Here is a 26826-nt window from a genome sequence, read left to right on the forward strand (position 1 = left end):
CCGTAAAGAATGAATGGAAGCGAAATGGAAACTGATATCTCAGAAGCACCCAAGGTAGACCTCAACGCCAATGCTGCAGGCGCTTCGACCTCAGCGACACCTGTCGAAAGCAAGCCTGCTCTGGAACTTGATCCCCAACCTGAAGCGCCTGTCAGTTGCTCCAACGCGTTCGACAAAGTAAAAACGCCTTGCTCGACCACCTATGGTGAAGTGATTTACGCCACCAAAGAAAAAATGTTCTATCTTCTGCCCGAACGCGCCGCTAGCGCGATCAAAGAGGCGATGAGTGAACTTGAGGGACATATCAGCGCGAGCAAATCACCAGCAGAACGTCTTGCCGGCATGAATACTGCAGGGCTGCTGGAATACTTCCTTGAGCCGAAGCTGACCAATTTTCTGCAAGGCGAACAGAAAAGTCGTATGCAGGAAATTGAAGCCCAAGAACCTGACATCGCTCAACCAACGATGGCCATGCGCCTGAAGGCCGTCAGCAGAGAAGCAAAAAACGCCACTGCAATCGACAAACAAGCGGATCAGAGCGAATACGCGCGCAATCGTGCACTGGCTGACCAACAGCAAGCAAGCCTGCTGGAAGTCAATTCCGAAGGACGGAAACTGCAACGACTCTACAGCGAATGGAAAAAGCTAAAAACTGTTGCTATCGCTCAAGCCAAGGTTGAAGGCTATATCTACGAAAGCGGCAACCTGTTTTCCCCTGGCGCCTTGGAAGCACGCAATCGTGTTCAGACATATCTGAAAGCCCGAGCAGCACTAATGACCAGCGGCAAGCTAACTACGCTGAAAGAAGAAGACTTTCAGAAAAACAAAAAAGCCTATCTAGACGCGACCAACTGTGTAATCGATGGAAAAGCCCGAATGTGTGGTTATCTGGCGGACGTCGCCAGTAATCGAAAGAAAATGGAGAAAGATTTCGCCGCTTACATTGACTCGATCTTAAAAGTGGCCGACTACGGCTTAGCGCTTCCCGAGTTTGCACTTATTCCTGAAAGCGGAGAAATCAGTGCAGGCATCGAGAAATTCAAATCCTACCTGGAAATGGAACAGCAGCAGCTCAAGCTGACTGAGCAGATTCGTACCAAATACAAGGCATGGATAGACGCAAGCGGACAGAACGTAGCTGCTCCCGCAGGTATCGTTGAATCAGAGCAGGCAGAGTGGCAGCGCATTCAACAAGCTCGCGTAAAGCTGCAAGAGGATGCGGAGGCCGCCGTCGCCGCTGCATTGCCTCTACGGCACCTGCTGTGGGAACCGGAACAATTCCAGCCGAAACCTGAAGAACGCTTGGTCAAAGCGGGCTTCCCTCTACGCGAAGTCGCGCTGTTCAATAGTCCGAATTCGCCAGTCAAACACCTGAGCCTCCTGAATCTGGAAGGCATCGGCAAGGTATTGGGCGATGCCTGGAAAAAAGTCGGTGCCACCGCAGCAGGTGATTTGCTTAAAGCACCGGGGAGCAGCAATGGCAAATCAGGCGAAGACAGCGAGGACAATCCATTCCATGAGTGGCTGCGCCTTCAGGGTGCGTTAGCGATCAAAGATCAGGAAGGTAACTGGTTTGACGAAAAAGGATGGTTCGATGTTGAAATCTTCCACACTTACCTGAAATCGAAAAACTACAAAGTCGAAACGCTTGATGACGCTGGCGCCCGCAAGGAATGGGGGCTTCGGCTACGACAACTTCTATTCAAAGAGGAAATCAGAAGCTCATTGCGCCTGTTCGACAACAGCCCCCAAGCTCAACTGGTGCGATGCCTGACGCCTCCACAGTCAACAATCCATGCCGCTGCGAAGGTAAGTGGCCCGTCGTTCAGCGTATCGGACAACTTCAAGGCGTCCGCCAGTGCACAAGCTAGCTTTGGAGTCGATCTCGCTCGGGGTGAAGTTGAATTGATGAAAATGGATCTTCCGGGAAGAGACCAGGCTCAAGACATTCTGATTCCCTACCTGGATTATGAAAAAAACCGCAAAAACTTAAACCTCGGCAGGTTTTCTCTACACCTAGGTGCAAGAGCTTGGGGCTACACAGGAGCGACGCTACTGCTCTCCTCTAGCATTCAGCTAGGCAGAGCAAATGTTCAGGGCGGCTTGAACCTTCCGGAAATCTCCGACGCGAAACGACCGGAGACTTCAAAAGCAACAGCAGCGACCGTACGCGGCGAGCCAGCACTAACCGGCGACGCCGCCAAAATAAGAGTTGAGGATGGTGCGAAAGCGCAATTCAACCTTTTTGCCGGTGTGCAGGCCGGAATATTACTCACCGGAGCCCTGAACTGGGCGCCGCCAAAGGATATCGCCGCACTGCGAACCGCGCCGTCTACTGGAATGGCAGGCAGCGCTAATAGCTCAAAAGCCAGCCAGTGGTTCAGCCTCGCAAGGCTCACTGCCGGCTTCACCGGCGCGTACGGCGTTGGCGCTAGCGCCGATCTGGCTATTTCGTTGCATGAAGGTCGATTTATCCTGAGGTTCAAGGCATCACTGATCGTAGGTGCTGGCGCCGGTGGCGAGTTCCAGTTCGAAGTCGGTTACGACGGCGTTACTGACCTGATTAACCTCCTGCGTCGCGAAATGCACAAAAATCAGGATAAATCCCTGATCTTCGTTGAGGATGAGGCAGCAGATTACATCGACAAGTTGAATTTTCTTGGCGTAGCCGGTATGGAAGTGGCCATGGTCTATATGCAAGGCGTTGACATGGCTATGTCGCTGTATGAGGCTTTGACCGGGGGCGGACGAGGCGCATCCATAGCCCATACGATCATGAACTATCGTAACCAGGCAGAAATGGATCAATGGATTTTATCGGCGACTCCGGGCGCACTCGGCCCCATGTTTATGACCCTGATTTCCAATGCAGAAGAATTCAAGATCAGAGAATATGGCGTGGATGGCAAACCCATTGAAAAAACCTATTCAGCAAATGAGTGCCATCTACTTCAGCAACAAGCTATAGAACGAATAATTGGTTTGATTTTAGGCCAAGCCAAAGCCCAGGGAACTGTATCGCTTGCACAGGCACAGTTTGAAGAAGCATGTATGAGTATGAACCGCTTCGGGACAAAGGATCCAAGCGCAGCAGAACAAACCTATTGCGAAAATAGACTAAGAATGGATAACTTCATGGCTGAATCCGTTCAGAGAATGTTCGGTATTCAAAACGATAGAATGCGCTCCCGCTACAAAACGCATGTGAGCATATTGGGTAGCCGTTTAGATGGGTCGTGCCATCGCATTCAATACTATGGCAAAACCTTTGTCCCTGGCGGAAAAGCAACCTACATCGCACCAAACTCATAAATTTTTAGAGCAGCCAAAATGATGCGTAAACCAACTAAAATATTTGCTGCATTTACGATAGTATTTTCCAGCTTTGCTTTCGCTCAATTATCTCCCGCCGAACAAAGCGCAAAAGATCGCGGAATCATGCTTTTTAATCAGTTAAAGTACGCTGAGCCCGAATTGCGCATAGCTGCAGATGCTGGAGATCAAGATGCACAATTTTATTTAGCGGAGGAAATACGCCAGCAGAAGCAGAGAATGACGGCCGAGTCACAAAAATGGTACGAAGCCTCTGCCTCTCAAGGAAATTACTATGCAATGTTTAAGCTCGCCACGACCGCCAGTGATTTATGCTCAGTAGGAAATCAATGTCCACAAGGAAGTAAGAAGCCGGCCGACTGGCTCGGCCTTCTTATAAAAACGGCAGAACCACACGCATTGAAGGGCGATGGCGAGGCAATGGCAGTTCTCTACAATGCAACAGCAGATTTACAATGGCTTGAAAAAGCCGCTGCGACTGGATATGCGCCTTCGCAGTGGTTGCTTGCCAATCGTTACGCCGAGGGCAAAGGCACATTTTTGTTGCCTTGGAAACGAAAAGACGCTGAAGAAAAATTATTGAAGGATGCCTCCGAGGGAGGGTTTCCTAAAGCCATGATGGAATATGTCGCGATTCTTTTTCAAAAAAATGATCTTGAAGGCGTTCGCCATTGGCTGGAGGTAGCAGCGAATACTGGCTATCAGGATGCTGTCGCCACCTACGGTGCATATATCGCACACACCCCTAATAAAGTTGAATATCCGTTAGATCTGATAAAAGGTTACGCGTTGACATCTCTCCTTAAAGAGCTAGATGGAGGTGGAAACATTCAAGTTTACGTCGATGAAATGCTGCCCGAAATAGCAGAAAAAATGACCGCTGCTCAAATCGAAGAAGCAAAAAAGTACGCCGCTGAATGGAAGTCTACGCATCCGCCCCTTTCGTTCTTTCCAGAAAAACTAGGTTTCTAGTTTGGATCAAGATCTTCACCCCACAAAGAGTCTGACCATGCTGCTTAGAGGTTTATCCTTTTTTTGAAAAACAAGATGCGCCTTATAGTATTTTTGTCGTCCGCGCTAGTACTCATGGGTATAAACCAGGCAGCCGCCGAGCTGAATATTGAACAATCGCTCGCAAAGCAGCAGGGTATAATTCTTTACAACCAGCTCAAAGGTGTCTCCGCAACTCCTTTACTTCGAGTCGCGGCAGAAGCCGGAGACCATGAGGCACAATATTACCTTGCTGAGTCGTTAAGACAGAAAAATAGCTATATGAACCCTGAAGCTAAAAAGTGGTATGAAGCCGCAGCCACTCAAGGGGATCTCTATGCAATGATTCAGCTTGGACGAGATAAAAATGATCCGTGTAAACTAGCAAATGACTGTCCAACCACAGAAAAAAAACCTTCAGATTGGTTAAACAAGGCATATAGCCTGGCTCACCCTAAGGCTGAGGATGGAAACGCTGAAGCCATGTACATCATGTACGAACTAACATTAGATAAAACTTGGCTACAAAAATCTGCCGCGAAAAACCACCACATCTCACAGTACTTATTGGCCACTAGCTTCAAACAAGGGGATGGTTTTTTTCTGCCATGGAAACGTTCCGAAGCTGTTGAAAAACTATTCAAGGCTTCAGCTGAGGGTGGATACCCACCTTCCATCATGGAATACGGAGCCCTTCTTTATGAGGAGGGTGATCTAGAAGGATTCCGCCACTGGAACGAACAAGCGGCTTTAGCAGGTTATGCCACAACGGTATATGGTTACGGATCTGATCTTGCTCATGAGCCAGACACCTATGGTTTTCCATTCGACGTTATCAAAGGATATGCACTCGTTTATACGTTGAAGGAACTAGATGGCGGTGGCGGATTACAAGCTAGAGTGGAAAGAAAACTTCTAAAAATTGAAGCTAAGATGACAGCCGATCAAATTACAGAAGGCAAGCAGCTCGCAAAAAAATGGAAATCCACCCATGCTCCTCTTTCTTTTTTTCCAGACAAGTTAAGTCAATAATCTCATGAAGAGTTTAGCCGGCGCACTGCTATTGATCGCCTTGCTTCCTTCGTACGCACAGGCTCACTCACTTTGCAGCAGCGATCTGCTAAAGATAATGGAATCGTACTCTACAACCAGCACAAAGCGATCTCCGCCATTCCTTTTCTTACAATTGCAGCAGAGGCCGGTGATCACGAAGCACAATATTATTTAGCCGAAGCCTTGAGAACAAAAAACCATTACGTAGATCCCGATGCAAGAAGTTGGTATGAAGCTTCAGCAAATCAAGGTGATCTGTACGCAATGATACAACTCGGTCGAATCGAAATTTATGCGATATCGTTAAAGGCTGTACTCCTCCTCAGAAAGAGCCAATTGAGTGGTTGAACGAAGCAAAGAATCAAGCTTCAAAAAAAGCAAAAAGCGGTAGCGCAGAAGCAATGTATATTATGTACGAAGTTACATTAGATGACTCTTGGCTTGAGAAATCAGCGATCGCCGGAAACTCCCAAGCGCAATATTGGCTGGCAGTCTTATACAAGCAAGGCAAAGGGTTGTTTTTACCTTGGAATCGTTCTAAAGAAGTGGAAAAATGGTTCAAACTATCATCCGAGAACGGAAACCCTAAATCGATGATGGAATACGCAGCCCTTCTTTATGAAAAAGGCGATATCGACGGCTTTCGATATTGGAATGAACAAGCAGCTCTAGTAGGCAATGCTGAATCCGTCTACAACTTCGGATCATATCTTGCTCACGAGCCTGATTCATTTGGTTTCCCATACGATCCTGTGAAAGGATACTCGCTCGTATCTTCACTTCAAACATTGGATGGTGGCGGTGGAATGCAGGTTAATGTTAAATACAAACTTCCAATCATTGCAGCAAAACTAACAAGCTCGCAACTAGCAGAAGCAAACGAACTCTCGAAAAAGTGGGCACTGACTCACCCTCCGCTGTCTTTTTTTCCTGAAAAACTAAGTCGTTAACACATGAAAAACACAGCATTTAGCTTGCTACTCCAGTCGATGAGAAACACACACTCTAGGCGCAAAACCAGAATTTAATCTTCAGCCTCTGGACTTTATGCACTTGATAGATATTGCTGAGGCAGCACGCCGAAAACGAACCTGGCGCCGGAGACAAGTAGCTCTGAGTGTACTGGCCTTGCTGCTCTGCTACGCCACCCCAAGATCCTCGCCCTACTCCGTACGCCCGGCGCCATGCTGACGTCTGCAAATCAAGCCACACCAGCGTAAGCACGGGCAGAAAGCGCTTCCGCCCGTGAATGCTAGAGCGTGCAACCAGTCTCTATACCGGCGCCTTCCAGTTCAACATCTGCTGCTGCGCAACCTGCAGTAGATCATTGCCGTCCTGAACCAGCAGATACAACGCATGCGTAATGTGCGGAATGTCCTCGACATCGGCGTGTTTGAAACAGAGGCAATGCAGGGTTTCGAGCAGGTCGGCCGAGGCGCGGACGCGCTGGACGGCGGCTTCGAGGATGTCTTTGGGGTTGGCTTCGGTGTCGATGAGCAGCGTTGGACTTTCGGTAACGTTGCTGTTGAGGGCGAGATAGCGGTTTTGCAGCGGTTTAATTATTGGCATAGGTGGTTACTCAGACTGGGGCGATAGTAACCGCCAGCACTGTGACCAAACAGTGGGAGGCGGACTGTATGCAGGCTTGGTCAACCGAGAACAACCCCAAACTCAGCTCGCCCGAAGGCGTCCTGCACACAGCCGCCACAGCAATGCACCGCAAGGACATAGATGTCCGCAGCGCAAATGATGGCACATCTGCAATGGGGGGAAGTTATCAGGTGACCAAACCCGAATCGCTGATTTTGCAGCGACACCGAACCATACCCGCCCCACTCCAGCTGCCGAAAGCAGACAAGGCATCTGTCCTTGTAGGAATCCGCACTCCCTCCCGCGGAAATCGCCCCGTTCCCTGACAACCGGCATTCAACTCGGTTAATCATCGCTTAACGCCGTGGTCAAAAACTCTACTGAACCGCACGCCCTCAGCCCTTCGCTGACGCCCAGTGCGGCAGGTTCGGCTACATTGCGCCGAACTCTCATCCGTCGTACGGGAGTCGCACCATGAACATTCGCACGCTACTGCTCACCACCGCCCTCGCCTCTACCGCGTTCGCCGGGCTGGCCCAGGCCAATGACACGTCCACTTCGTCCAGCGCCGTTCCCTATCATTACGGTATGCCGCTGCATGTGGCGAAAGTGGTGTCGCTCACCGAGCCGCCAACGATGGATTGCAAGGTGATCACTGCCAACATGAAGTACATCAATAACAACGGGCAGCCTCAGGAAATCAGCTACCGGAAATTGTCTGACGCGTGCAGTTATCAGAACTGACAGAAAAGTCTGATTTGTGGCGTTACAGTAGGCTTGGAGGGTTCCCGGGGTTATGCTCGGGGCCCGCCTCACTGCCGCAAGGATTCGCCATGCAGTTGTCGTTTCGCACGTTGTCGAGCTTCACGTCTTTGTTGTGTTTTCTACTGGCGATCGTCTGGGGATTTTTGCCGGATATGTTGTTGGCCATCTGGAGCATCGAGTCTTCCGGGGTCGCGGGTTTTGTTGCGCGGCGCAGTGCAGTGTTGTTCGCGGCGTTGGGAGTGATGTTTTATCTGGCGCGCAAGGCACCGCCGTCGCTTGGGCGTAATGCGCTGAGCAACGGGTTTATCGTAGGTTGTTTTGGTTTGGCAGTGCTGGGTTTTGCTGAATGGCTGAACGGCCATGCCGGCCCCGGGATTCTGCTCGCGGTGCTGGTCGAGTTCGCGCTGGGCCTTGGATTTTTGCAGGCCCGGCGCGTGACGGTCGAACTGGGTGAAACAGTGCGTTAAATGGCTCTGGATCGTGGACTGTACTGCTGCGGCAATGCTTTTTGCGCAAGTTCCGAACGCAACCCGGCGATCAGGTCGTTGATTTCACGACAGCCATTGAGGTGGCTGGCATCGATGTCACTAACGAGCAGATCGACCTGATCGGTCTTGTGATCGCCAAAAACCTTGACGGTCATCGACAGGTCCGGCGACAGCGTGCATTGGCAACGTTTGGGCAGAAAGCTGCTTTCAATGATGTTGCGTAGTTCCAAGGCAGAAAGAAACATGGTGAACCTCTCCTTATTGATGAGACTGCCAATCAACTCTTCACGTTGACCGTTTTTGCTGCCCCTGCACGGGTGTATCCCCGCTGATTCCTTGGGTGTAGCAAACGGTGGTACGGCGAAATGCCTCTTGGAGTGTAGGCGTCCGAACCCGGTACGCTGCACCAAATAGACGCATAAAGCGTGCCTCTCATCAGATCGTTTTGACCCTAGCGAAATCAAGCACTTGCCAAGAGGGCCAGCATTGAGCCAGTTGCAAATTGCATGAATCGCCTATCGAGGCACTGCAAATTGCATGTCGGTCGCAGTTTGCATTCAGCGTCGGTGACAGTAAGAATGGCGCTCAACCACACTACACCTGCAAGGAGGCTTTTATGGGTTCTTTCCAAGCTTACGCGACCGTCGGCCTGATGATCGCCAGCCTGTCCAGTCTCGCCCAAGCGGCCAAACTGGAAGATGTCGCGCCATATCCCAAGGCAGAGACCGGCTTCACCCGACAGGTCATTCATCTGCCCAAGCAGGACAAGGAAGAGAATTTCCAGGTCGAGATTCTCGCGGGCAAAACCCTTGAAGTGGACTGCAATCTTCAACGCCTCGGCGGGATGCTGGACGAGAAAAACCTCGAAGGCTGGGGTTACCCGTTCTACCGACTGGAAACAGTCATTGGCCCGATGAGCACGATGATGGCCTGCCCATCCGGCTCGCAGAAAAAACGCGCGTTCGTGCCTGTCGTCGGCGACGGCTTCATGCTGCGCTACAACAGCAAGCTGCCGGTGGTGGTCTACGCTCCGTCGGACGTCGAAGTGCGTTATCGCATCTGGTCCGCCTCGGACAAAGTCGGCACTGCCCTTCAGGAATGACCTGAGCAAGGAGCGTCATCGGTGATTACCTGCCACGTCAGATACGTGATCGACCCTTACCAATTGACCGAGTTTGAGGCGTATGCCAAGGCCTGGCTCGGCATTGTCGAGCGACTGGGCGGCACCCATCACGGCTATTTTTTGCCGTCCGAGGGTGCGAGCAATATCGCCTACTGCCTGTTCAGTTTTCCGTCGCTGGCGGATTACGAAAGCTACCGGCATATCGCGATGACCGACCCAGAGAGCACCGCGCTGGTGGAGTCACTGGTCGAGAAGAAATTCATTATCAGTTACGAGCGCAGCTTCCTGCGCCCCCTGCTGTCCTGACCACCATTACGCCGGCAAGCCGCATGCAGCGGCGCGCTCGGCGACGTGGCGCAGGCTGTCGAAATTGATGTTGGCGCCTGAGTCGATCGCCACGAAGGTCTGATCCCGCACACCACTTCGCCTCACGTATTGCTTGATCCCCGCCACCGCCAACGCGCCGGAAGGCTCGGTGATCGAGCGCGTATCGTCGTAGATATTCTTGATCGCCGCGCAGAGTTCGTCGTTGCTGACGGTGATGACTTCATCTACGCAAAAGCGACACACTTCAAACCCGTACTCTCCGATCTGCGCCACGGCCACGCCGTCGGCGAAGGTGCCGACGCTGGGTAAAACCACCCGTTGCCCCGCGTGCAACGCAGCTTTCAGGCACGCCGAATGCTCTGACTCGACACCAATGATGCGCACTTCCGGGCGCAGGTATTTGACGTAAGCCGCGATGCCGGCGATCAAACCGCCACCGCCCACCGGGATGAAGATTGCGTCCAGTGCGCCTTGATGCTGACGAAGGATTTCCATCGCAACCGTGCCTTGTCCGGCGATGACGTCCGGGTCATCGAAGGGTGAAACGAAGGTGCGGCCTGACTGCTCGGACATTTTCAGCGCATGTGCCAGGGCAAAGGGGAAGCTCTCGCCGTGCAGCAGCGCTTCGGCACCGCGACTTCGCACGCCCAGTACTTTGAGTTCAGGCGTGGTCGACGGCATGACGATGGTCGCCGAGATGCCCAGTTCACGCGCTGCCAGTGCCACGCCTTGCGCGTGATTGCCGGCCGACGCGGTGATCACGCCACGTGCCTTCTGCTCGTCGCTCAATTGCACCAACTTGTTGTAGGCACCGCGGATCTTGAAGGAGAACGTGGGTTGCAGGTCTTCGCGCTTGAGCAGGATGTGATTGCCGAGCGCTTCGGACAATGCCGGCGCGGCCTGCAATGGCGTGCGCACAGCAATGTCATACACCGGCGCGGCAAGGATCTTTTTTACGTAGTGCTCAAGCAGAGCTTGCTGGTCGTTCATCATCGTCTCCTGACTCACCCCGCCCTGTAGGAGCTGCCGAAGGCTGCGATCTTTTGATCTTGTCTTTGATTCTATAAACCAAAGTCAAAAGATCGCAGCGTGCCGCAGCTCCTGCAGGGATCGGTGTTCGTGGTTAAAACCCGGGAGACAGAAAATGAAAACCCGCCTCTAGGGCGGGTTGGGTGCTGCAGTCGTGAGCTAGCCCGCCAAATGAGGAATGGCGGTAATAATGCTTGGCTGGCAACGCAATACAGTGGAAGTCATGGCCTGAAAATTAGCCCGAGCGCTAATGGCAAGTCAATGGCCAATTTCCGGCACGAACGATAGGCTGACGGTTCTGCCCATCACTTCAAGGAATGAACGCATGATGTCTATCGCCCTGCCTCTCACTGCTTTGCTCGCATTTACCGGCTACACCGTTTCGGTGATGCTCCAGGCCGAGCAGTCGTTGATCGATTTCGGCATCAGCCTGATGTCGCGGCCAGATACCGCGCAAGTGGTAATTGATCTGTATCTGCTGGCGACGCTGGCCGGGGTCTGGATGGTCAGGGATGCCCGCTCGCGTGGGCAGACGGTTTGGTCGGTGGTGCCTTATTTGTCGCTGACGGCGGTTTTTGTGTCGATCGGGCCGTTGTTGTATCTGGTGGTTCGCGGGGTGAGGGATCGCAAGAACATGATCAATATGCGTCAACCGAGCTGATCCGGATGACTTGTTGCTGCTGAATGAGCCTTCGCGAGCAGGCTCGTTCCCCCCCGTGGATTTTGCCAGACGCCATATTCCTTGAATTTACCTGCACCCTGAACAGTCACTGTCTATGCAATGAAGAAAATTTCGCTCTGTGCTTTTCAAACACAGACATGTCCCTTCGTGGAGCCTTGCCCATGACTATCCGATCCGTTATGTTCGCCGCCCCGTGGCTACTGGCCGCCGCCCTGTCCAGCCCAATGGTCATGGCCAGTGGCGATGAAAAGAATCCCGTGCAGAAACCCGAGTGTCCAAAAGGCCAGGTCTGGGACAGCAAGACCCAGAAATGCGTGCTGCTCACCAGCGGCGTGATGCCCACTGCCAACGTACTGACATCGATTCATCAAGCACCTGAACACCCATAAACGGAGTCCATCATCAGCGATCAGGCATTCAGAGCAGAACTCGCACAGCACCTCGCACGACTGTGGCGCTACGGTCTGCTGCTGTCGCGCAATCGGCATGTGGCCGAGGATCTCGTGCAGACAACGTGTGTGCGTGCACTGGAGCGTGCTGCGCAATACGTCGCGGGGACGCGCATGGATCTCTGGTTGCTGAGCATTCTGCATTCGACCTGGCTCAATGAAGTACGCGCCCGTCGTGTGCGTCAGGGTGGTGGACAGCCCGATGGACAAATGATGCTCGACGGCGAATACGCGGCGCAAACACACGTCATGGCGGCGCAGGTGATCCGCCGCGTCGATGCGCTGCCCGAAACCCAGCGCGAAACGGTGTATCTGGCCTATGTCGAGGGCCTGTCGTATCGCGACGTCGCCGAGATCCTGCAAGTACCGATCGCTACGGTGATGAGTCGTCTGGCCACCGCCCGCCTGAAACTCGCCGAGTACCCGCCGCTGCAAGCGGTCCCGAAAACCACCGAAGGGGATCGCTGATGAATGCACCTTCGGATGAGCAACTGGTGGCGTATCTGGACGGCGAAATCGCCGAGGATTATCGCCGCCAACTCGACGCGGCCATAGCGGATGATCCGCTGCTGAACCTGCGCGTGCAGTGGCTGAATCGCAGCAGCCTGCCGTACAGGACCGCTTACGATGAACTGGCGCAACAGGCACCGCTCGATCGCCTGCAAGCACGACTGGATGCCATCCCTTCGCCAGAAAACCCGGGACTGAGTCGGCGCTGGTTTGTCGGTGCTGCCGCCGCAACATTGATCGCCGGTGGCGTACTCGCCGACCGCTTGTTTCTCGGCTGGCAGGCGCAACAAACGCATGAGTGGCGAGGCTTGGTCGGCGACTACATGGCGCTGTATGGACCGCATACGCTCGACCACTTGCCTGCCGACGAAGCCACACAACGCGCGCAGTTGCGCACGGTCGATGCGCGAATGGGCCTGAGTCTTTGGCCTGCCGTGTTGAAATTGCCGGGCGCCGAATTCAAACGCGCACAGATGCTTGAATATGACGGTGTGCCGATTGCGCAGATCGTTTATCTGGATGCCAGGCAGCGGCCATTATCGCTGTGCGTCACCCGCTCGAACAGCGGCAGCCGGCCGCTGGAGCATGAAAGTCGGCATGGTATGAATGTGGTGTATTGGACCGAGCGCGAGCATGCCTGGATGCTGATCGGCCATGACGCCCCGGCGGCGCTGGCAGACAAGGCGAAATTGTTGAAAAGCCGCATAAGTGCATGACCCAGACTGCTCTATGCTGAGCGAGTGATTTTCCGAGGATGATTCACCGATGCCCATTTCGTCTCGTGCTGCTTTACTGGTGATCGACGTCCAAAACGACTTCATTCCCGGCGGCCAATTGCCGGTGCCTGAAGGCGATCATATTGTGCCGTTGATCAACCGCCTCGCGCGCCAGTTCAAACAGGTCGTTATTGCCCAGGACTGGCATCCAGCCGGCCATGCGTCGTTCGCCTCCAGTCACCCCGGCCACCAACCTTACGATGTCATCCAGTTGCCTTACGGCGAGCAAACCCTGTGGCCCGAGCATTGTGTGCAAGCCACACCCGGCGCCGAGCTCCACCCGCGACTCGACCTGCCCCACGCCCAATTGATCATTCGCAAGGGCTGCAATCCTGACATAGACAGTTATTCGGCGTTTCTGGAGGCAGACCGTCGCACGACCACAGGGCTGTCCGGTTATCTGAAAGAGCGCGGCATAGACACGGTTTACATGGTCGGTCTGGCGCTGGATTTCTGCGTAATGTACTCGGCGCTGGACGCTCGGGCGGCGGGGTTCAATGCGTTTGTCGTGCTGGATGCTTGCCGGGCGATCGACATGAATGGGTCGCTGGCGGCCGCGATCGACCGGATGCAGGGCGCTGGCGTTGGACTGATTCAATCGACCGAGCTGACCTGAACAACGCGCCCCCTGTAGGAGCTGCGGCACGCTGCGATCTTTTGATCTTGATCCTTAAAAAACAAGATCAAAAGATCGCAGCCTCGTTTTACTCGACAGCTCCTACAGGGACTTGAGTTTCAGGCAGCTGTTGGTAACCACAAACGGAATCGCGCCCCACCCAAAGGCGAAGACTCGACCGTCAACGTCCCGCCTTGAGCTTCCAGGGCCCTGCGACTGATTGCCAATCCCAACCCAAACCCGCCCGTGGCCCGATCCCGACTGCGATCCAGTCGATAAAACGGCTCGAAAATCCGCTCTCGCTCATCGTCAGGAATACCGATGCCGTCGTCATCCACCCAGATCTCGCAACCCTCAGCGTTAACCTGTACGCCAATCTGAATGCGTTTCTCGCAGTAGCGCATGGCATTGCGCACCAGGTTCTGAATCGCTCGGGCGGTCAACCGCGGGTCGAGCGAAAAACGTTCGAGCTGGCCGTGCAACAGCACGTCGATGACGATTTCCGGCGACTCCAGCTCTTCGTCGACGCTGCCCAGGATGCTGTCGATGAACTCATCGAGCGACACTTCGACCTGTTCCGGTGAGTGCGCCGGATTTTGCAAGCGGCTGTAGGACAACAGTTCCAGCACCAACTCATCCAGCTCACGAATGTGTGCGACCAATCCCTGCAAGCGTTCGCGGCTTGCTGCCGGCAGGTCGTCGGACAGTGCCAGTGCCAGGCCGAAATCCAGGCGTGTCAACGGCGTGCGCAATTCGTGGGAAACCGCATTGAGGAGGTCGCGCTGCTGATTAAGCAGGTTTTCGATATCGCCGGCCATGGTGTCGAACACCACCGCCAGGCCGCCGATGTTGGAGCTTGAAGCGATTTTCGTGCGTTCGCTCAAATGGCCTTTACCGAAGCGTTCGGCGGTGCTTTTGAGGCGCTCCAGATCGCGCCAGTGCGGGCGCAACCATATCAACAGGCACGCAAGGAGCGTCGCGCCGATCAATACGTTGATGCTCCAGTACAGCAGATCGACGTCCATCGGATCCGGCGGCACGATCATTTGCACCGCCATGCTGTCGTTTAGCGGCGCTACCGCGAGGGTGCGCCAGCCCCAGTCACCGATGCGCACCACGTTCTCGCCGCGCCGCAGCCGTTCACGCTCAATGTCAGTGAATTCAGCGTCATCGATAGAAGCCAGCACGATGTGCAAAGGCTGGAAGTCCTTGTCCATCGACGCCGCCAGCGCTGGCCATTGATCTTGCGGCACCGCTCGGAACTGCTTGGCGATCAACGATTGCAGACCACGGGAATAATCCAGGTTGTAGGTGACGAAGCGATCCCGAAAGGCCATGACCACCAGGTCTGGCACCAGATAGATGGCGGCGCTGTACGACACAATCGTCACCAGATACAGACGGAACAGGATGCGGAACATCAGCTCAGCATTCCCACTCGGAACGGCTGAACAGATAACCCTTGCCCCACACGGTCTTGATCTTGCGCGCCTCACCGGCGTGGTCATCGAACTTGCGGCGCAACTTGGAAATCGCCACATCCACCGAGCGGTCGGTGCCGTTGAACTCTATGCCGCGCAGGCGTTGCAGAATCTGGTCGCGGCTGAGCACTTCGCCGGCGTGTCGGGCCAGCACCACCAGCAAGTTGTATTCACCGCTGGACAGTTCCACCGGCTGATCGCGCCAGGTCACGGTGCGTTCGGACAAGTCGATACACAGATTGCCCATGATGATGCGGTCGTTGGCCGTCAACGGCTCTCCGAGACTGCTGCGCCGTAACAGGGTCCGCACCCGCGCCAGCAACACACGCGGCTCGCAGGGTTTGGTGACGTAGTCGTCGGCGCCCATTTCCAGGCCGAGCACTTGGTCGTGGCTGTCATCACGGGCGGTAAGCATCAGGATCGGCAGCGTCGCCGAATCGGCGCGCAGCAGACGGCAGACTTGCAGCCCGTCGAGCCCCGGCAACATCAGATCGAGGATAACCAGATCCGGCGGATTGACCCGCGCCCGTTCACGCACATGGTCACCCCGACCAATGACGCTGACGGAATAACCGTTGCGTTCCAAGTAGCTGGAAATCAGTTCGGCGAGGGCGGTGTCGTCTTCGACCAGGAGGATATTGGGCATGGGTGATCCAGAAAGTGCTGTGGCGACCGAGCAACCGCATTCGCGAGCAGGCTCGCGCCCACAAGTGAATGCATTCCAAGTGTGGGAGCGAACCTGCTCGCGAATGCTTTATATGTCGCAATAAATTTCAATGGCTTAAGGATATACGCCCTCACCCGTTCCTGAGTAAAACCCTTACACAATTTCACACAGCGACTACAAAGCTTCACCGCTACTCTCGCCAACTGCCCGTAGGATGCGGGCATCAATATTGGGGGTGGTAAATGTCGAACAAACTGCTGGCCGGGCTCGGCCTGATCGCCGTGGCGCTGACGCTGAGCGCCTGTGACTCTTCTTCGAAGGCCGAAGATCAGGCACCGCCAGCAACCGTGCGCATCGAAACCATCGAAGCGCGCCCACTGTCGATCAGCAGCGAACTCAGCGGCCGGATCGCTGCACCGCGGATTGCCGAAGTTCGTGCCCGTGTGCCCGGCGTCGTACTGCAACGTAACTTTCGCGAAGGCAGCGACGTGAAGAAAGGCGATGTGCTGTTCCGCATCGACCCGGCGCCGTTCAAGGCTGATCTGGACAGCGCCGAAGCGGCGTTGCGCAAGGCCGAGGCCAACGCGTTTCAGGCGAAGCTGCAGGAGCAACGCTACGCCCAGTTGATCGACGACAAAGCCATCAGCGCTCAGGATTATGACAACGCCCGCGCCAATACCCGGCAAACGGCCGCTGACGTCGCCGGCAACAAGGCTGCGGTGGAGCGGGCCAGATTGAACCTGGGTTACGCCACTGTCACCGCGCCGATTTCCGGTCGTATCGGCCGCGCGCTGGTCACCGAAGGCGCGCTGGTCGGGCAGAACGAAACCACGCCACTGGCGCTGATTCAGCAACTCAATCCGATCTACGCCGACCTCACCCAGTCGACCCGCGAACTCAACGAACTGCGCCGGGCTTTCCGCTCCGGACAATTGCAGGAAGTCGGTCAGGATCAGGTCAAAGCGACCCTGATTCAGGATGACGGCAGCCTGTACCCGTTGCCGGGCAAACTACTGTTCAGCGACATCACCGTCGACCCGGGCACCGGCCAGATCATTTTGCGCAGCGAGTTCCCCAATCCCGATCTCGACCTGCTGCCCGGAAGCTTCATTCGCGTGCGACTGCAGCAGGCGACTATCCAGAACGGCATCACCGTGCCGCAACGCGCCGTGCAACGTGACAGCGCTGGGATCGCGCAAGTATTGACCGTCGATGAGCAAATGCGTGTAGCCGAGCAAACGGTGCAACTGGGCGCCGTGCAAAACAATCGCTGGATCGTCACCGGTGGACTCAAGCCCGGCGACCGCATCGTTATTGAAGGCCTGCAACACGCCCGCCCCGGTGACAAGGTGCAGATTGATGACACCCCTCTTCCACTTGCCCAGACCTCTGGTCAGTAAGCAGGACGCTTTTATATGCCGCAGTTCTTTATCGATCGCCCCGTATTTGCCTGGGTGGTCGCCTTGTTCATCCTGTTGGCCGGTGCGCTGGCCATCCCGCAATTGCCGGTGGCGCAATACCCCGACGTCGCGCCGCCTCAGATCGAAATCTATGCCGTGTACCCCGGCGCCTCGGCGCAAACCGTCGATGAAAGCGTGGTCAGCCTGATCGAGGAAGAGCTTAACGGCGCGGATCACCTGCTTTATTTCGAATCGCAGAGCAGCTTGGGCAGCGCCACGATCAAAGCGACGTTCCAGCCGGGCACCAACCCGGAACTGGCGCAGGTCGACGTGCAAAACCGTCTCAAAGTGGTCGAGTCGCGCTTGCCGCAAGCCGTGAACCAGCAGGGTTTGCAGGTGGAGAAAGTCTCCTCGGGTTTCCTCTTGCTGATCAGCCTGACGTCCAACGACGGCAAGCTCGATGACGTTGCGCTCAGTGACTATCTGGCGCGCAACGTGATGAACGAAATCAAGCGTCTGGACGGCGTCGGCAAGGCTCAGTTGTACGGTGCCGAGCGGGCCATGCGTATCTGGATCGACCCGCAGAAGCTCATCGGTTTCAACCTGACCCCGGCTGACGTCAACGCCGCCATTGTGGCGCAGAACGCTCAGGTGTCGGCAGGCAGCATCGGTGACTTGCCCGGCCCGTCAACGCAGGAAATCACTGCAACAATTTTGGTCAAAGGCCAGTTGTCGACGCCGCAGGAGTTCGCCGACATCGTGCTCAAGGCCAACCCGGACGGATCCACCGTGCGTATCGGTGATGTGGCGCGGGTCGAGATCGGGAGTCAGGACTATCAGTTCGGCACACGCCTCAACGGCAAGCCGTCCACCGCTGTCGGCGTGCAATTGTCGCCGGGAGCCAACGCGCTGAGCACCGCAACGCTGGTGCGGGCGAAGATGGATGAGCTGGCGCGCTACTTCCCGGCCGGCGTGGAATACAAAATCCCTTACGACACTTCGCCCTTCGTCAAAGTCTCGATCACTAAAGTGATCTACACCCTCGGCGAGGCGATGCTGCTGGTGTTTGCGGTGATGTTCCTGTTTCTGCAGAACGTGCGCTACACGCTGATTCCGACGCTGGTGGTGCCGGTGGCGCTGATGGGCACGTTTGCAACCATGCTCGCGCTGGGTTTCTCGATCAACGTGCTGACCATGTTCGGCATGGTATTGGCCATTGGCATTCTGGTGGACGACGCCATTGTCGTGGTGGAAAACGTCGAGCGGATCATGGCCACCGAAGGCTTGTCGCCCAAGGAGGCCACGCGCAAAGCGATGACGCAGATCACCGGCGCCATCATCGGCATCACTCTGGTGCTGGTGGCGGTATTCATCCCGATGGCGTTCATGCAGGGTTCGGTCGGGGTGATCTATCAGCAGTTTTCGCTGTCGATGGCGACGTCCATTCTGTTCTCCGCATTCCTCGCCCTGACGCTGACGCCAGCGCTGTGCGCGACACTGCTCAAGCCAATCGCCAAGGGCGAGCATCACGAGAAGTCCGGATTCTTCGGTTGGTTCAACCGCCGTTTCGAGCAACTGACCTTGCGTTATCAGGGCTGGGTCGGTTATGCGCTGAAACGCACCGGGCGATACCTGCTGATTTATGGCGTGTTGCTGGTGGGCCTGGGGATTTGCTTCATGCGTCTGCCCTCCTCGTTCCTGCCGGTCGAGGATCAGGGTTACACCATCACCGATATCCAACTGCCGCCCGGCGCAACCAAGAACCGCACGGTGCAAGTGGCCGAACAGCTTGAAGCGCATAACGCCGGTGAGCCTGGTATCAGCGACAGCGTGGTGATTCTCGGTTTCAGCTTCTCCGGTAGCGGACAGAACGCTGCACTGGCGTTCTCGACACTCAAGGATTGGTCGCAGCGCGAAAGCGAAGATTCGGCCAGCTCGATTGCCGACCGCGCCAACATCGCCCTGAGCCAGATCAAGGACGCCATGGCGTTCTCGGTTCTGCCGCCGCCCGTGGACGGTCTCGGCACGTCCAGCGGTTTCGAGTTCCGTTTGCAGGATCGCGGTGGCCTCGGTCATGCGACATTAATGCAAGCGCGCACGGAACTGCTGGCAGCCGCGGAGGAAAGTCCGGTCCTGATGAATGTGCGTGAAAGCGCACTGGCCGAGGCGCCACAAGTGCAACTCGAAGTGGATCGCAAGCAGGCCAATGCCTTGGGGGTGTCGTTCGCCGACATCGGCAACGTGCTGTCTACTGCCGTGGGCTCGGCCTATATCAATGATTTCCCCAATCAGGGACGTATGCAGCGCGTGGTGGTGCAGGCTGAAGGCGATCAACGCAGTCAGGTCGATGATTTGCTGAAAATGCACGTGCGCAACAATGCCGGAAAAATGGTTCCGCTGTCGGCATTTGTCCAGGCCAACTGGATTCAAGGGCCGGCCCAACTGACCCGCTATAACGGTTATCCGGCGATTGCGATTTCCGGCGAACCGTCTCCCGGCCACAGCACCGGCGAGGCCATGGCCGAGATTGAACGTCTTGTCGCACAGGGGCCGAAGGGTCTGGGACAAGAATGGACCGGCCTGTCGTTGCAAGAGCGCTTGTCCGGCAGCCAGGCACCGATTCTGCTCGGCCTGTCGCTGCTGATCGTGTTCCTGTGTCTGGCGGCGCTGTATGAGAGCTGGTCGATTCCGACCTCGGTGTTGCTGGTGGTGCCGTTGGGGGTACTCGGTGCGGTGCTGGCAGTGACCCTGCGCGGAATGCCCAACGACGTGTTCTTCAAGGTCGGGTTGATCACCATCATCGGTCTGTCGGCGAAGAACGCGATCCTGATCATCGAGTTTGCCAAGAGCCTGTACGACGAAGGTCACGACCTAATCGATGCAACGTTGCAAGCCGCCCGCCTACGCCTGCGTCCGATCGTGATGACGTCGCTGGCCTTCATCCTCGGCGTGGTGCCGCTGGCGATTGCCACCGGCGCCAGTTCGGCGAGCCAGCAAGCGATCGGTACAGGGGTGATCGGCGGGATGATCACCGCAACGTTGGCAGTGATCTTCGTTCCGGTGTTCTTCGTCGTGGTGATGAAGCTCGTAAAACGATTCACTAAACCCCACGTGTAAACATGTAGGAGCTGCCGAAGGCTGCGATCTTTTGATTTTTTTCTTAAAACACAAGATCAAAAGATCGCAGCCTTCGGCAGCTCCTACAAAAGCCACATGGCGTGCGCTATGGTGCAGGGATCGACCACCAAAGTGAGTCCCCATGCGCTTGCTCGCCCGCACCCACCCTCGCCTTTCCGCAGCTGCCCTGCTCGGCCTCGCCGTGGGCCTGATTTCGCCCGTCGACTCCATCGTCAGCAAAATCCTCTACGGCTGGAACGCCGGCGTATGGACTTACCTGATCCTGATGCTCTGGCTGACCGCGCGCTCCAAGGCCCCGGACGTGAGGCGCATCGCTGAAGTCGAAGATGAAAATGCCGGCCTGGTGTTGTTCGTGGTGTGCATCGCCGCGCTGGCGAGTCTCGCCACCATTACCTTCGAATTGGCCGGCAGCAAGGATCTGGACACCACTCACAAACTGATGCACTACGGCTTCACCGCCCTGACGGTGATTGGTTCGTGGCTGCTGATCGGGGTGATTTTCTCTGTGCACTATGCACGCCTGTTTTACACCTGGGACGGCAAGGAACCCGCACTGCGTTTCGCCGAAGGGCTGACCACGCCCAACTACTGGGACTTCCTGTACTTCTCTTTCACCATCGGCGTGGCGGTGCAAACTGCCGACGTCGGCGTGGCGACGCGGGACATTCGCAAAATCGTCCTCGCACAGTCGTTGATCGGTTTCGTGTTCAACACGGCAATTCTCGGATTCTCCATCAATATCGCCGCAGGCTTATTCGGCTGACGGGTACAAGGGCGGCCTGCTTTGCAGCGCCGCCCGTCTGGACCTGACGACTATCAGACGATCCTTCACTTGACGGACGATTGGATTCTGTTGTTTCCTGAAACCGGTTTCAGCGCTACACCAGCGACTGAACCTGATAAATCCAATAATAAGGTTTCAGACCGTGAACGACTTCTCCGCCGCCCAGCGCAGCCGCGTCACCATGCTTGATGTCGCCGAGCGCGCGGGCGTATCCAAGGCCAGCGTCTCGCGTTTCATCGGCGACGACCGCGCCCTGCTTTCCGATGCCATCGCTTTGCGCATCGAACAGGCTATCGATGAACTCGGCTATCGCCCAAACCAGATGGCCCGTGGCCTCAAGCGCGGGCGTACACGCCTGATCGGCATGCTCGTGGCCGATATCCGCAACCCTTATTCAATTGCCGTGATGCACGGGGTGGAAACCGCCTGCCGTGCGCACGGCTACAGCCTGGTGGTGTGCAACACCGACCGCAATGACGAGCAGGAGCGCCAGCATCTGGCGCTATTGCGCTCGTACAACATCGAAGGGCTGATCGTGAACACCCTCGGCCATCACCGTGACGAGTTGCACGAGCTGCGCCGCGAGATGCCGCTGGTGCTGGTGGATCGCAAGGTCGACGGGCTCGACAGCGACATGATCGGGCTGAACAACCCGCAGGCAGTGGAAATGGCCCTGGCCCACTTGGAACAACGTGGTTATCGCGACGTGTTGTTGGTGACTGAACCTTATGACGGCACCAGTTCGCGGATCGAACGAGTCAGCAGTTTTCAGACGCAGCTAAAGCAGCGCTCTGCATTGAATGGGGCGGTGGTGGAAACCGGCGACGATCTCGCGACGCATCTTCAAACCTTTTTACACAAACCCGATCTCGGCCCGAAAGCGCTGTTTTGTGCCAATGGCGTGGCCGCGCTGGCCGCCACTCATGCGTTGCGCAAGATCGGTTCGCGGCTGTTCGAGGATATCGGCTTGATTGCCCTGGATGATCTGGATTGGTATCCGCTGGTGGGCAGCGGGATTACTGCGCTTGCGCAGCCAACGGAAGCGATTGGCGCGCGAGCATTCGAGTGTTTGCTCAAGCGTTTGCGTGGGGATGATGAGGCGGCGCGGGTGGTGGATTTTGCGCCGGTGCTGGTTGTGCGAGGTTCCACCCTGGGGGTTTTGCAGTGATTGATCGGGCCTCATCGCTGGCAAGCCAGCTCCCACTATGTCCGTGTCGCTCACTAAACCTGTGGGTCCTGGCTTGCCAGCGATGAGGCGCTCGAAAGCAACACAGCACTGACTGATATTTTTTTGAACAAAAATGAAACCGGTTTCAGAGGTCAACAACAATGAATAAACCTGCCGTTTCCATCAGCCTGTCCAGCTACGGCGCCGAGCTAGTGCGCCAACGCGGGCAGGACTTTTTTATCGACGTGCTGGCCGCTGCCGGGGCCGATCGTATCGAGTGGCGCGAAGAGTTGCTGACTCGCGAGAACCCCGCACAGTTGAGCGCAGCCGCTCAGGCACTGGGCCTGCAAAGCATCTATTCCTCGCCGACCGAGTTGTGGCTGGCCGGCCAGGCGCGCCCCAATCCTGAACTGATCACGGCCCTGCAACACGCCGAGGCGTACGGTTCCAAATGGCTGAAAATCTCCCTCGGCTACTTCACCGACAATTGCGATCTGAGGGTTTTGCAGCAACTGCTCGGCAACAGCCCGGTGCACCTGCTGGTGGAAAACGACCAGACGCTACACGGCGGGCGGATCGAGCCGTTTCAACGCTTCTTTAATGCTGTTGAACAGCACAACTTGCCGATCAAGATGACCTTCGATATCGGCAACTGGCAGTGGCAGGATCAATCCGCTGCCAACGCCGCACGCCTGCTCGGTCGGCACGTCGGCTATGTGCATTGCAAAGCCGTGGCCCGGCGCGCCGACGGCAAATTGGTAGCAGTGCCGCCCGCCGTCAGCGACCTGCATCTGTGGGAGCAACTGCTGCGGCACATGGACCAAGGCGTTATGCGCGCCGCCGAATATCCGTTGCAGGGCGATGACTTGGTGGAGTTGACCACCGAACACGTCGCCACCCTCGCCCGCCTCGGCCAATCCCGCCTGGAGCCAGCTCATGTCTGAGATCGATATTCTGTCGTTCGGCGAAACCATGGCGATGCTGGTGGCCGAGCAAAGCGGGGACCTGGCACAGGTCGAGCACTTCCACAAGCGCATTGCCGGCGCCGACAGCAACGTGGCGATCGGCCTCTCACGGCTGGGTTTCAACGTCGCGTGGCTGAGTCGGGTGGGCAATGATTCGCTCGGCCGTTTTGTCGTCGACACCTTGGCGCGCGAGGGTCTGGATTGCAGCCAGGTTGAAGTCTGCAAAACGCATCCAACCGGCTTCCAGTTCAAGTCCCGTTGCGACGATGGCAGCGACCCGCAGGTCGAGTATTTCCGTCGTGGCTCGGCGGCCAGTCATCTGTCGCCGCAATCGATCACGCCCGAACTGCTGAACGCTCGGCATCTGCACGCCACCGGCATTCCTCCCGCGCTGTCCGGTACGGCGCGGGAAATGTCATTTGAGCTGATGACGCGCATGCGCAATGCCGGGCGCAGTGTATCGTTCGACCCCAACCTGCGCCCGAGTCTGTGGGCCAGCGAGCGCGAGATGATCGGCGAGATCAACCACCTCGCCGCCCTCGCCCATTGGGTCCTGCCGGGCTTGAGCGAAGGGCGTTTGCTCACCGGGTTTGAAGACCCGGCAGATATCGCTGCGTTTTATCTCGATCAGGGCGCCGAAGCGGTGGCGATCAAGCTCGGGCCGCAGGGTGCCTATTACCGCACTCAACTGGATCAGGGCTTTGTTGCCGGGGTGCCGGTGACCCATGTCGTCGATACGGTTGGCGCGGGTGACGGGTTTGCGGTGGGCATGATCAGCGCCCTGCTGGAGCACCAGAGTTTTGCCGAGGCCGTGCGGCGCGCGAACTGGATTGGCAGTCGGGCGGTGCAGAGTCGCGGGGATATGGAGGGGTTGCCGACCCGGGCTGAACTCACTGTTGAATTCATGGACCCCATCACTGGCAAGCCAGCTCCCACAGGGTCCTGTGGTGTTGCCACTGCTTTTGAAACACCACAAACCATTGTGGGAGCTGGCTTGCCAGCGATGAGGACCTGACAGTCAACCGATTAACTAAACCTGCTGCGACAAAAACAACAAGCTCAGGAGTCACACCCATGAAAACTGCAACCCTCGCCGCCCGCCGCTGGTGGTACATCATGCCCATCGTGTTCATCACTTACAGCCTGGCGTATCTCGATCGCGCCAACTACGGTTTCGCTGCGGCGTCCGGCATGGCCGAAGACTTGATGATCACGCCGGGCCTGTCCTCATTGCTCGGTGCACTGTTCTTCCTGGGCTACTTTTTCTTCCAGGTACCCGGCGCGATCTACGCGCAAAAACACAGCGTGAAGAAGCTGATTTTCGTCAGCCTGATCCTTTGGGGCGGGCTCGCGACGTTGACCGGCGTGGTCAGCAATGCCTATTGGCTGATCGTCATCCGCTTCATGCTCGGCGTGGTCGAAGCGGCGGTGATGCCAGCGATGCTGGTTTACCTGTGCCACTGGTTCACCCGCGCCGAACGCTCGCGGGCCAACACCTTTTTGATCCTCGGCAACCCGGTGACCATGCTGTGGATGTCGGTGGTGTCGGGTTATCTGGTGCAGCATTTCAGCTGGCGCTGGATGTTCATCATTGAAGGTCTGCCGGCGGTGCTCTGGGCGTTTATCTGGTGGAAACTGGCCGATGATCGTCCGGCCCAGGCCAAGTGGCTCAGCGACCAGGAAAAACACGATCTGGAAAGCGCCTTGGCCGCCGAACAGGTCGGCATCAAAGCGGTGAAGAACTACGCCGAGGCGTTCCGTTCACCGAAGGTGATCATTCTGGCCTTGCAGTTTTTCTGCTGGAGCATCGGCGTCTACGGCTTTGTGTTGTGGCTGCCGTCGATCCTCAAGGCTGGCGCGCAAATGGACATGATCGAGGCCGGCTGGCTGTCGTCGCTGCCGTATCTGGCGGCCGTGATCGGCATGCTGGTGGTGTCGTGGGGCTCGGACAAACTGCAAAAACGCAAACGCTTCGTCTGGCCGCCGCTGTTGATTGCTTCCATTGCGTTCTACGGATCCTACGCGCTCGGTGCCGAACACTTCTGGTGGTCGTACACGCTGCTGGTGATCGCTGGCGCCTGCATGTACGCGCCTTACGGGCCGTTCTTCGCGATCGTGCCCGAGATTCTTCCGGCCAACGTCGCCGGTGGCGCGATGGCGCTGATCAACAGCATGGGCGCGCTCGGTTCGTTCGGCGGCTCGTACCTGGTGGGTTACCTGAACAGCTCGACCGGTTCGCCCGGTTCTTCGTATCTGCTGATGAGCGGTGCATTGCTGCTGTCGGTGGTGCTGACGATTTTCCTCAAGCCCGGCGCCAGTGATCGCGTCGTGGCCAAAGCCGTCGCCACGCCTGCCGTGCCGGCTCACTCCTGAAGAGATCTTTGCCATGAAAAAACAGGTCGTCCTGTACAAGAAACTATCGCCCGCGCTCATGGCGCGCCTGCAAGATCAGTTTGATGTGACGCTGATCGAAAGCCTCGATGCCGACGGCCTCATGCAACTGCGTGATGCCCTGCCCCGCGCCCATGGCTTGCTCGGCGCCAGCCTGAAACTCGACGCCACATTGCTCGACCTGGCGCCACAGCTGGAGGCCATCGCCAGTGTGTCGGTGGGCGTCGACAACTACGACATCGATTACCTGACCCGCCGCAAGATTCTGCTGACAAACACCCCGGACGTGCTGACCGAAACCACCGCCGACACCGGTTTCGCCCTGATCCTTGCCGCCGCCCGGCGCGTGGTCGAGCTGGCGAACATGGTGCGCAGCGGTCAGTGGCAGCGCAACCTCGGCCCGGCGCATTTTGGCACCGATGTGCATGGCAAGACGCTGGGCATCATCGGCATGGGCCGCATTGGCGAGGCGCTGGCGCAACGTGGTCATTTCGGTTTTGGCATGCCGGTGATCTATCACAGTCAGTCGCGTAAACCGGCTGTCGAGGCGCGTTTTGATGCGCAGTACCGCAGCCTGGAAGATTTGCTCAAGCAGGCCGATTTCATCTGCCTGACCTTGCCGCTGACGGCGCAGACCGAGGGGTTGATCGGCGCCGGGCAATTTGCGTTGATGCGTCCGGAAAGCATCTTCATCAACATCTCGCGGGGTAAGGTTGTTGACGAAGCAGCGATGGTTGATGCACTGCGCCATCAACGGATTCGTGCGGCAGGTCTGGACGTGTTCGAGCGTGAACCGTTGAATCAGGATTCGCCGTTGATGCAACTGGATAACGTGGTGGCAACCCCGCATATGGGCTCGGCGACGCACGAGACACGCGAGGCAATGGCGCGGTGCGCAGTAGAGAATTTGTTGGCGGCTTTGGGTGGTAAAAAGCCTTTGAATCCGGTGAATCCAGTGGCTTGGCAGGGCTGAGATTTTCAGTGCCTGAATGGACCCCATCGCTGGCAAGCCAGCTCCCACAGGTTATTCGGTGTTCATCACATTTGTGAGCGACACTAACCACTGTGGGAGCTGGCTTGCCAGCGATGAGGCCAGTACAT

The 26826-nt window shown here is 56.6% G+C and carries 26 protein-coding genes and 1 pseudogene; 22 read left to right on the forward strand and 5 right to left on the reverse strand.

The annotated features are described in order from the left end of the window. Positions 1-24: 24 nt before the first annotated feature. The 5 genes from H8B20_RS21775 to H8B20_RS21795 all read left to right on the forward strand — a co-directional run bounded on the left by H8B20_RS21775 (position 25) and on the right by H8B20_RS21795 (position 6326). The gene (locus H8B20_RS21775) at positions 25-3312 is read left to right on the forward strand and encodes a hypothetical protein (protein ID WP_228732735.1); all 3288 of its coding nucleotides are present in this window, start codon (positions 25-27) and stop codon (positions 3310-3312) included. A gap of 18 nt (positions 3313-3330) precedes the next feature. Further along, on the forward strand, positions 3331-4305 hold the full coding sequence (locus tag H8B20_RS21780; RefSeq protein ID WP_210624576.1) for a tetratricopeptide repeat protein: 975 nt from the start codon (positions 3331-3333) through the stop codon (positions 4303-4305). Between the two features lie 75 nt (positions 4306-4380). After that, positions 4381-5355 carry a tetratricopeptide repeat protein gene (locus H8B20_RS21785; RefSeq protein WP_210624638.1) on the forward strand — a complete coding sequence of 325 codons (975 nt, stop codon included), beginning with the start codon at positions 4381-4383 and terminating at the stop codon, positions 5353-5355. A gap of 72 nt (positions 5356-5427) precedes the next feature. Next, entirely contained in the window at positions 5428-5724 is a 297-nt protein-coding gene (locus tag H8B20_RS21790; RefSeq protein ID WP_210624577.1) for an SEL1-like repeat protein, read from the forward strand. Beyond that, positions 5721-6326 (forward strand): tetratricopeptide repeat protein, encoded by a 606-nt coding sequence (locus H8B20_RS21795; RefSeq protein ID WP_228732736.1) that lies wholly within the window; start codon positions 5721-5723, stop codon positions 6324-6326. The genes H8B20_RS21790 and H8B20_RS21795 overlap by 4 nt, the downstream gene beginning before the upstream one ends. 322 nt (positions 6327-6648) lie before the next feature. On the opposite strand, the gene H8B20_RS21800 is transcribed toward H8B20_RS21795, so the two are convergent. Next, positions 6649-6945, reverse strand: coding sequence for a hypothetical protein (locus H8B20_RS21800; RefSeq protein WP_200617687.1), 297 nt, complete (start codon positions 6943-6945; stop codon positions 6649-6651). 495 nt (positions 6946-7440) lie between these two features. On the opposite strand from H8B20_RS21800, the gene H8B20_RS21805 reads away from it, so the two are divergent. Both H8B20_RS21805 and H8B20_RS21810 read left to right on the forward strand, forming a co-directional pair. After that, positions 7441-7710, forward strand: a complete 270-nt coding sequence (locus H8B20_RS21805; RefSeq protein WP_042559309.1) for a DUF2790 domain-containing protein — start codon at positions 7441-7443, stop codon at positions 7708-7710. 89 nt (positions 7711-7799) lie between these two features. Further along, complete coding sequence (locus H8B20_RS21810) at positions 7800-8198, forward strand: hypothetical protein (RefSeq protein ID WP_042559310.1); 399 nt, start codon at positions 7800-7802, stop codon at positions 8196-8198. Here the strand turns inward: H8B20_RS21810 and H8B20_RS21815 are convergent. Further along, positions 8195-8464: a DUF1652 domain-containing protein gene (locus H8B20_RS21815; protein WP_042559311.1), complete on the reverse strand. Its 270-nt coding sequence runs from the start codon at positions 8462-8464 to the stop codon at positions 8195-8197. The genes H8B20_RS21810 and H8B20_RS21815 overlap by 4 nt on opposite strands. 371 nt (positions 8465-8835) lie before the next feature. Between H8B20_RS21815 and eco the strand changes: the two genes are divergently transcribed. Both eco and H8B20_RS21825 read left to right on the forward strand, forming a co-directional pair. Then, on the forward strand, positions 8836-9321 hold the full coding sequence (eco, locus tag H8B20_RS21820; protein WP_042559312.1) for a serine protease inhibitor ecotin: 486 nt from the start codon (positions 8836-8838) through the stop codon (positions 9319-9321). A 21-nt stretch (positions 9322-9342) separates the two neighbouring features. Next, on the forward strand, positions 9343-9648 hold the full coding sequence (locus tag H8B20_RS21825) for an NIPSNAP family protein (RefSeq protein WP_042559313.1): 306 nt from the start codon (positions 9343-9345) through the stop codon (positions 9646-9648). Between the two features lie 30 nt (positions 9649-9678). On the opposite strand, the pseudogene ilvA reads toward H8B20_RS21825, so the two are convergent. Next, positions 9679-10662, reverse strand: a pseudogene (ilvA, locus tag H8B20_RS21830) (threonine ammonia-lyase, biosynthetic); the annotation flags it as partial. A 361-nt stretch (positions 10663-11023) separates the two neighbouring features. On the opposite strand from ilvA, the gene H8B20_RS21835 reads away from it, so the two are divergent. The 5 genes from H8B20_RS21835 to pncA all read left to right on the forward strand — a co-directional run bounded on the left by H8B20_RS21835 (position 11024) and on the right by pncA (position 13731). Next, on the forward strand, positions 11024-11359 hold the full coding sequence (locus H8B20_RS21835) for a DUF2834 domain-containing protein (RefSeq protein ID WP_210624579.1): 336 nt from the start codon (positions 11024-11026) through the stop codon (positions 11357-11359). 182 nt (positions 11360-11541) lie between these two features. After that, a complete protein-coding gene (locus H8B20_RS21840; protein WP_210624645.1) occupies positions 11542-11769 on the forward strand; it encodes a hypothetical protein in 228 nt (75 codons plus the stop codon). Between the two features lie 9 nt (positions 11770-11778). Next, a complete protein-coding gene (locus H8B20_RS21845) occupies positions 11779-12297 on the forward strand; it encodes an RNA polymerase sigma factor (RefSeq protein ID WP_401186175.1) in 519 nt (172 codons plus the stop codon). Beyond that, positions 12297-13055, forward strand: a complete 759-nt coding sequence (locus tag H8B20_RS21850; protein WP_210624580.1) for an anti-sigma factor family protein — start codon at positions 12297-12299, stop codon at positions 13053-13055. Before H8B20_RS21845 ends, H8B20_RS21850 begins: the two co-directional genes overlap by 1 nt. A 49-nt stretch (positions 13056-13104) precedes the next feature. Continuing rightward, positions 13105-13731, forward strand: coding sequence for a bifunctional nicotinamidase/pyrazinamidase (pncA, locus tag H8B20_RS21855; protein WP_210624581.1), 627 nt, complete (start codon positions 13105-13107; stop codon positions 13729-13731). Between the two features lie 119 nt (positions 13732-13850). Here the strand turns inward: pncA and H8B20_RS21860 are convergent, their stop codons facing one another. After that, a complete protein-coding gene (locus tag H8B20_RS21860) occupies positions 13851-15152 on the reverse strand; it encodes an ATP-binding protein (protein ID WP_210624582.1) in 1302 nt (433 codons plus the stop codon). A 4-nt stretch (positions 15153-15156) separates the two neighbouring features. Continuing rightward, the gene (locus H8B20_RS21865; RefSeq protein ID WP_042559319.1) at positions 15157-15858 is read right to left on the reverse strand and encodes a response regulator; all 702 of its coding nucleotides are present in this window, start codon (positions 15856-15858) and stop codon (positions 15157-15159) included. A gap of 263 nt (positions 15859-16121) precedes the next feature. Here H8B20_RS21865 and H8B20_RS21870 point away from each other — a divergent pair, with 263 nt between their 5' ends. The 8 genes from H8B20_RS21870 (at position 16122) to H8B20_RS21905 (ending at position 26698) form a co-directional block, all read left to right on the forward strand. Beyond that, positions 16122-17279, forward strand: coding sequence for an efflux RND transporter periplasmic adaptor subunit (locus H8B20_RS21870; RefSeq protein ID WP_047301389.1), 1158 nt, complete (start codon positions 16122-16124; stop codon positions 17277-17279). 15 nt (positions 17280-17294) lie between these two features. After that, entirely contained in the window at positions 17295-20396 is a 3102-nt protein-coding gene (locus tag H8B20_RS21875) for an efflux RND transporter permease subunit (RefSeq protein WP_210624583.1), read from the forward strand. A 142-nt stretch (positions 20397-20538) separates the two neighbouring features. Next, positions 20539-21180 (forward strand): DUF1345 domain-containing protein, encoded by a 642-nt coding sequence (locus H8B20_RS21880; protein WP_042559322.1) that lies wholly within the window; start codon positions 20539-20541, stop codon positions 21178-21180. A gap of 163 nt (positions 21181-21343) precedes the next feature. Beyond that, on the forward strand, positions 21344-22369 hold the full coding sequence (locus H8B20_RS21885) for a LacI family DNA-binding transcriptional regulator (RefSeq protein WP_342345718.1): 1026 nt from the start codon (positions 21344-21346) through the stop codon (positions 22367-22369). Positions 22370-22530: 161 nt separating this feature from the next. Beyond that, the gene (locus tag H8B20_RS21890) at positions 22531-23313 is read left to right on the forward strand and encodes an AP endonuclease (RefSeq protein ID WP_210624584.1); all 783 of its coding nucleotides are present in this window, start codon (positions 22531-22533) and stop codon (positions 23311-23313) included. After that, entirely contained in the window at positions 23306-24349 is a 1044-nt protein-coding gene (locus tag H8B20_RS21895) for a sugar kinase (RefSeq protein ID WP_210624585.1), read from the forward strand. The genes H8B20_RS21890 and H8B20_RS21895 overlap by 8 nt, the downstream gene beginning before the upstream one ends. 59 nt (positions 24350-24408) lie before the next feature. Continuing rightward, positions 24409-25707, forward strand: coding sequence for an MFS transporter (locus H8B20_RS21900; protein WP_042559329.1), 1299 nt, complete (start codon positions 24409-24411; stop codon positions 25705-25707). A gap of 13 nt (positions 25708-25720) precedes the next feature. Beyond that, positions 25721-26698: a 2-hydroxyacid dehydrogenase gene (locus H8B20_RS21905; RefSeq protein WP_210624586.1), complete on the forward strand. Its 978-nt coding sequence runs from the start codon at positions 25721-25723 to the stop codon at positions 26696-26698. Positions 26699-26826 lie beyond the last annotated feature (128 nt).

The sequence above is a fragment of the Pseudomonas sp. P42 genome (assembly GCF_017973755.1).
GTDB classification, from domain to species: domain Bacteria; phylum Pseudomonadota; class Gammaproteobacteria; order Pseudomonadales; family Pseudomonadaceae; genus Aquipseudomonas; species Aquipseudomonas iridis.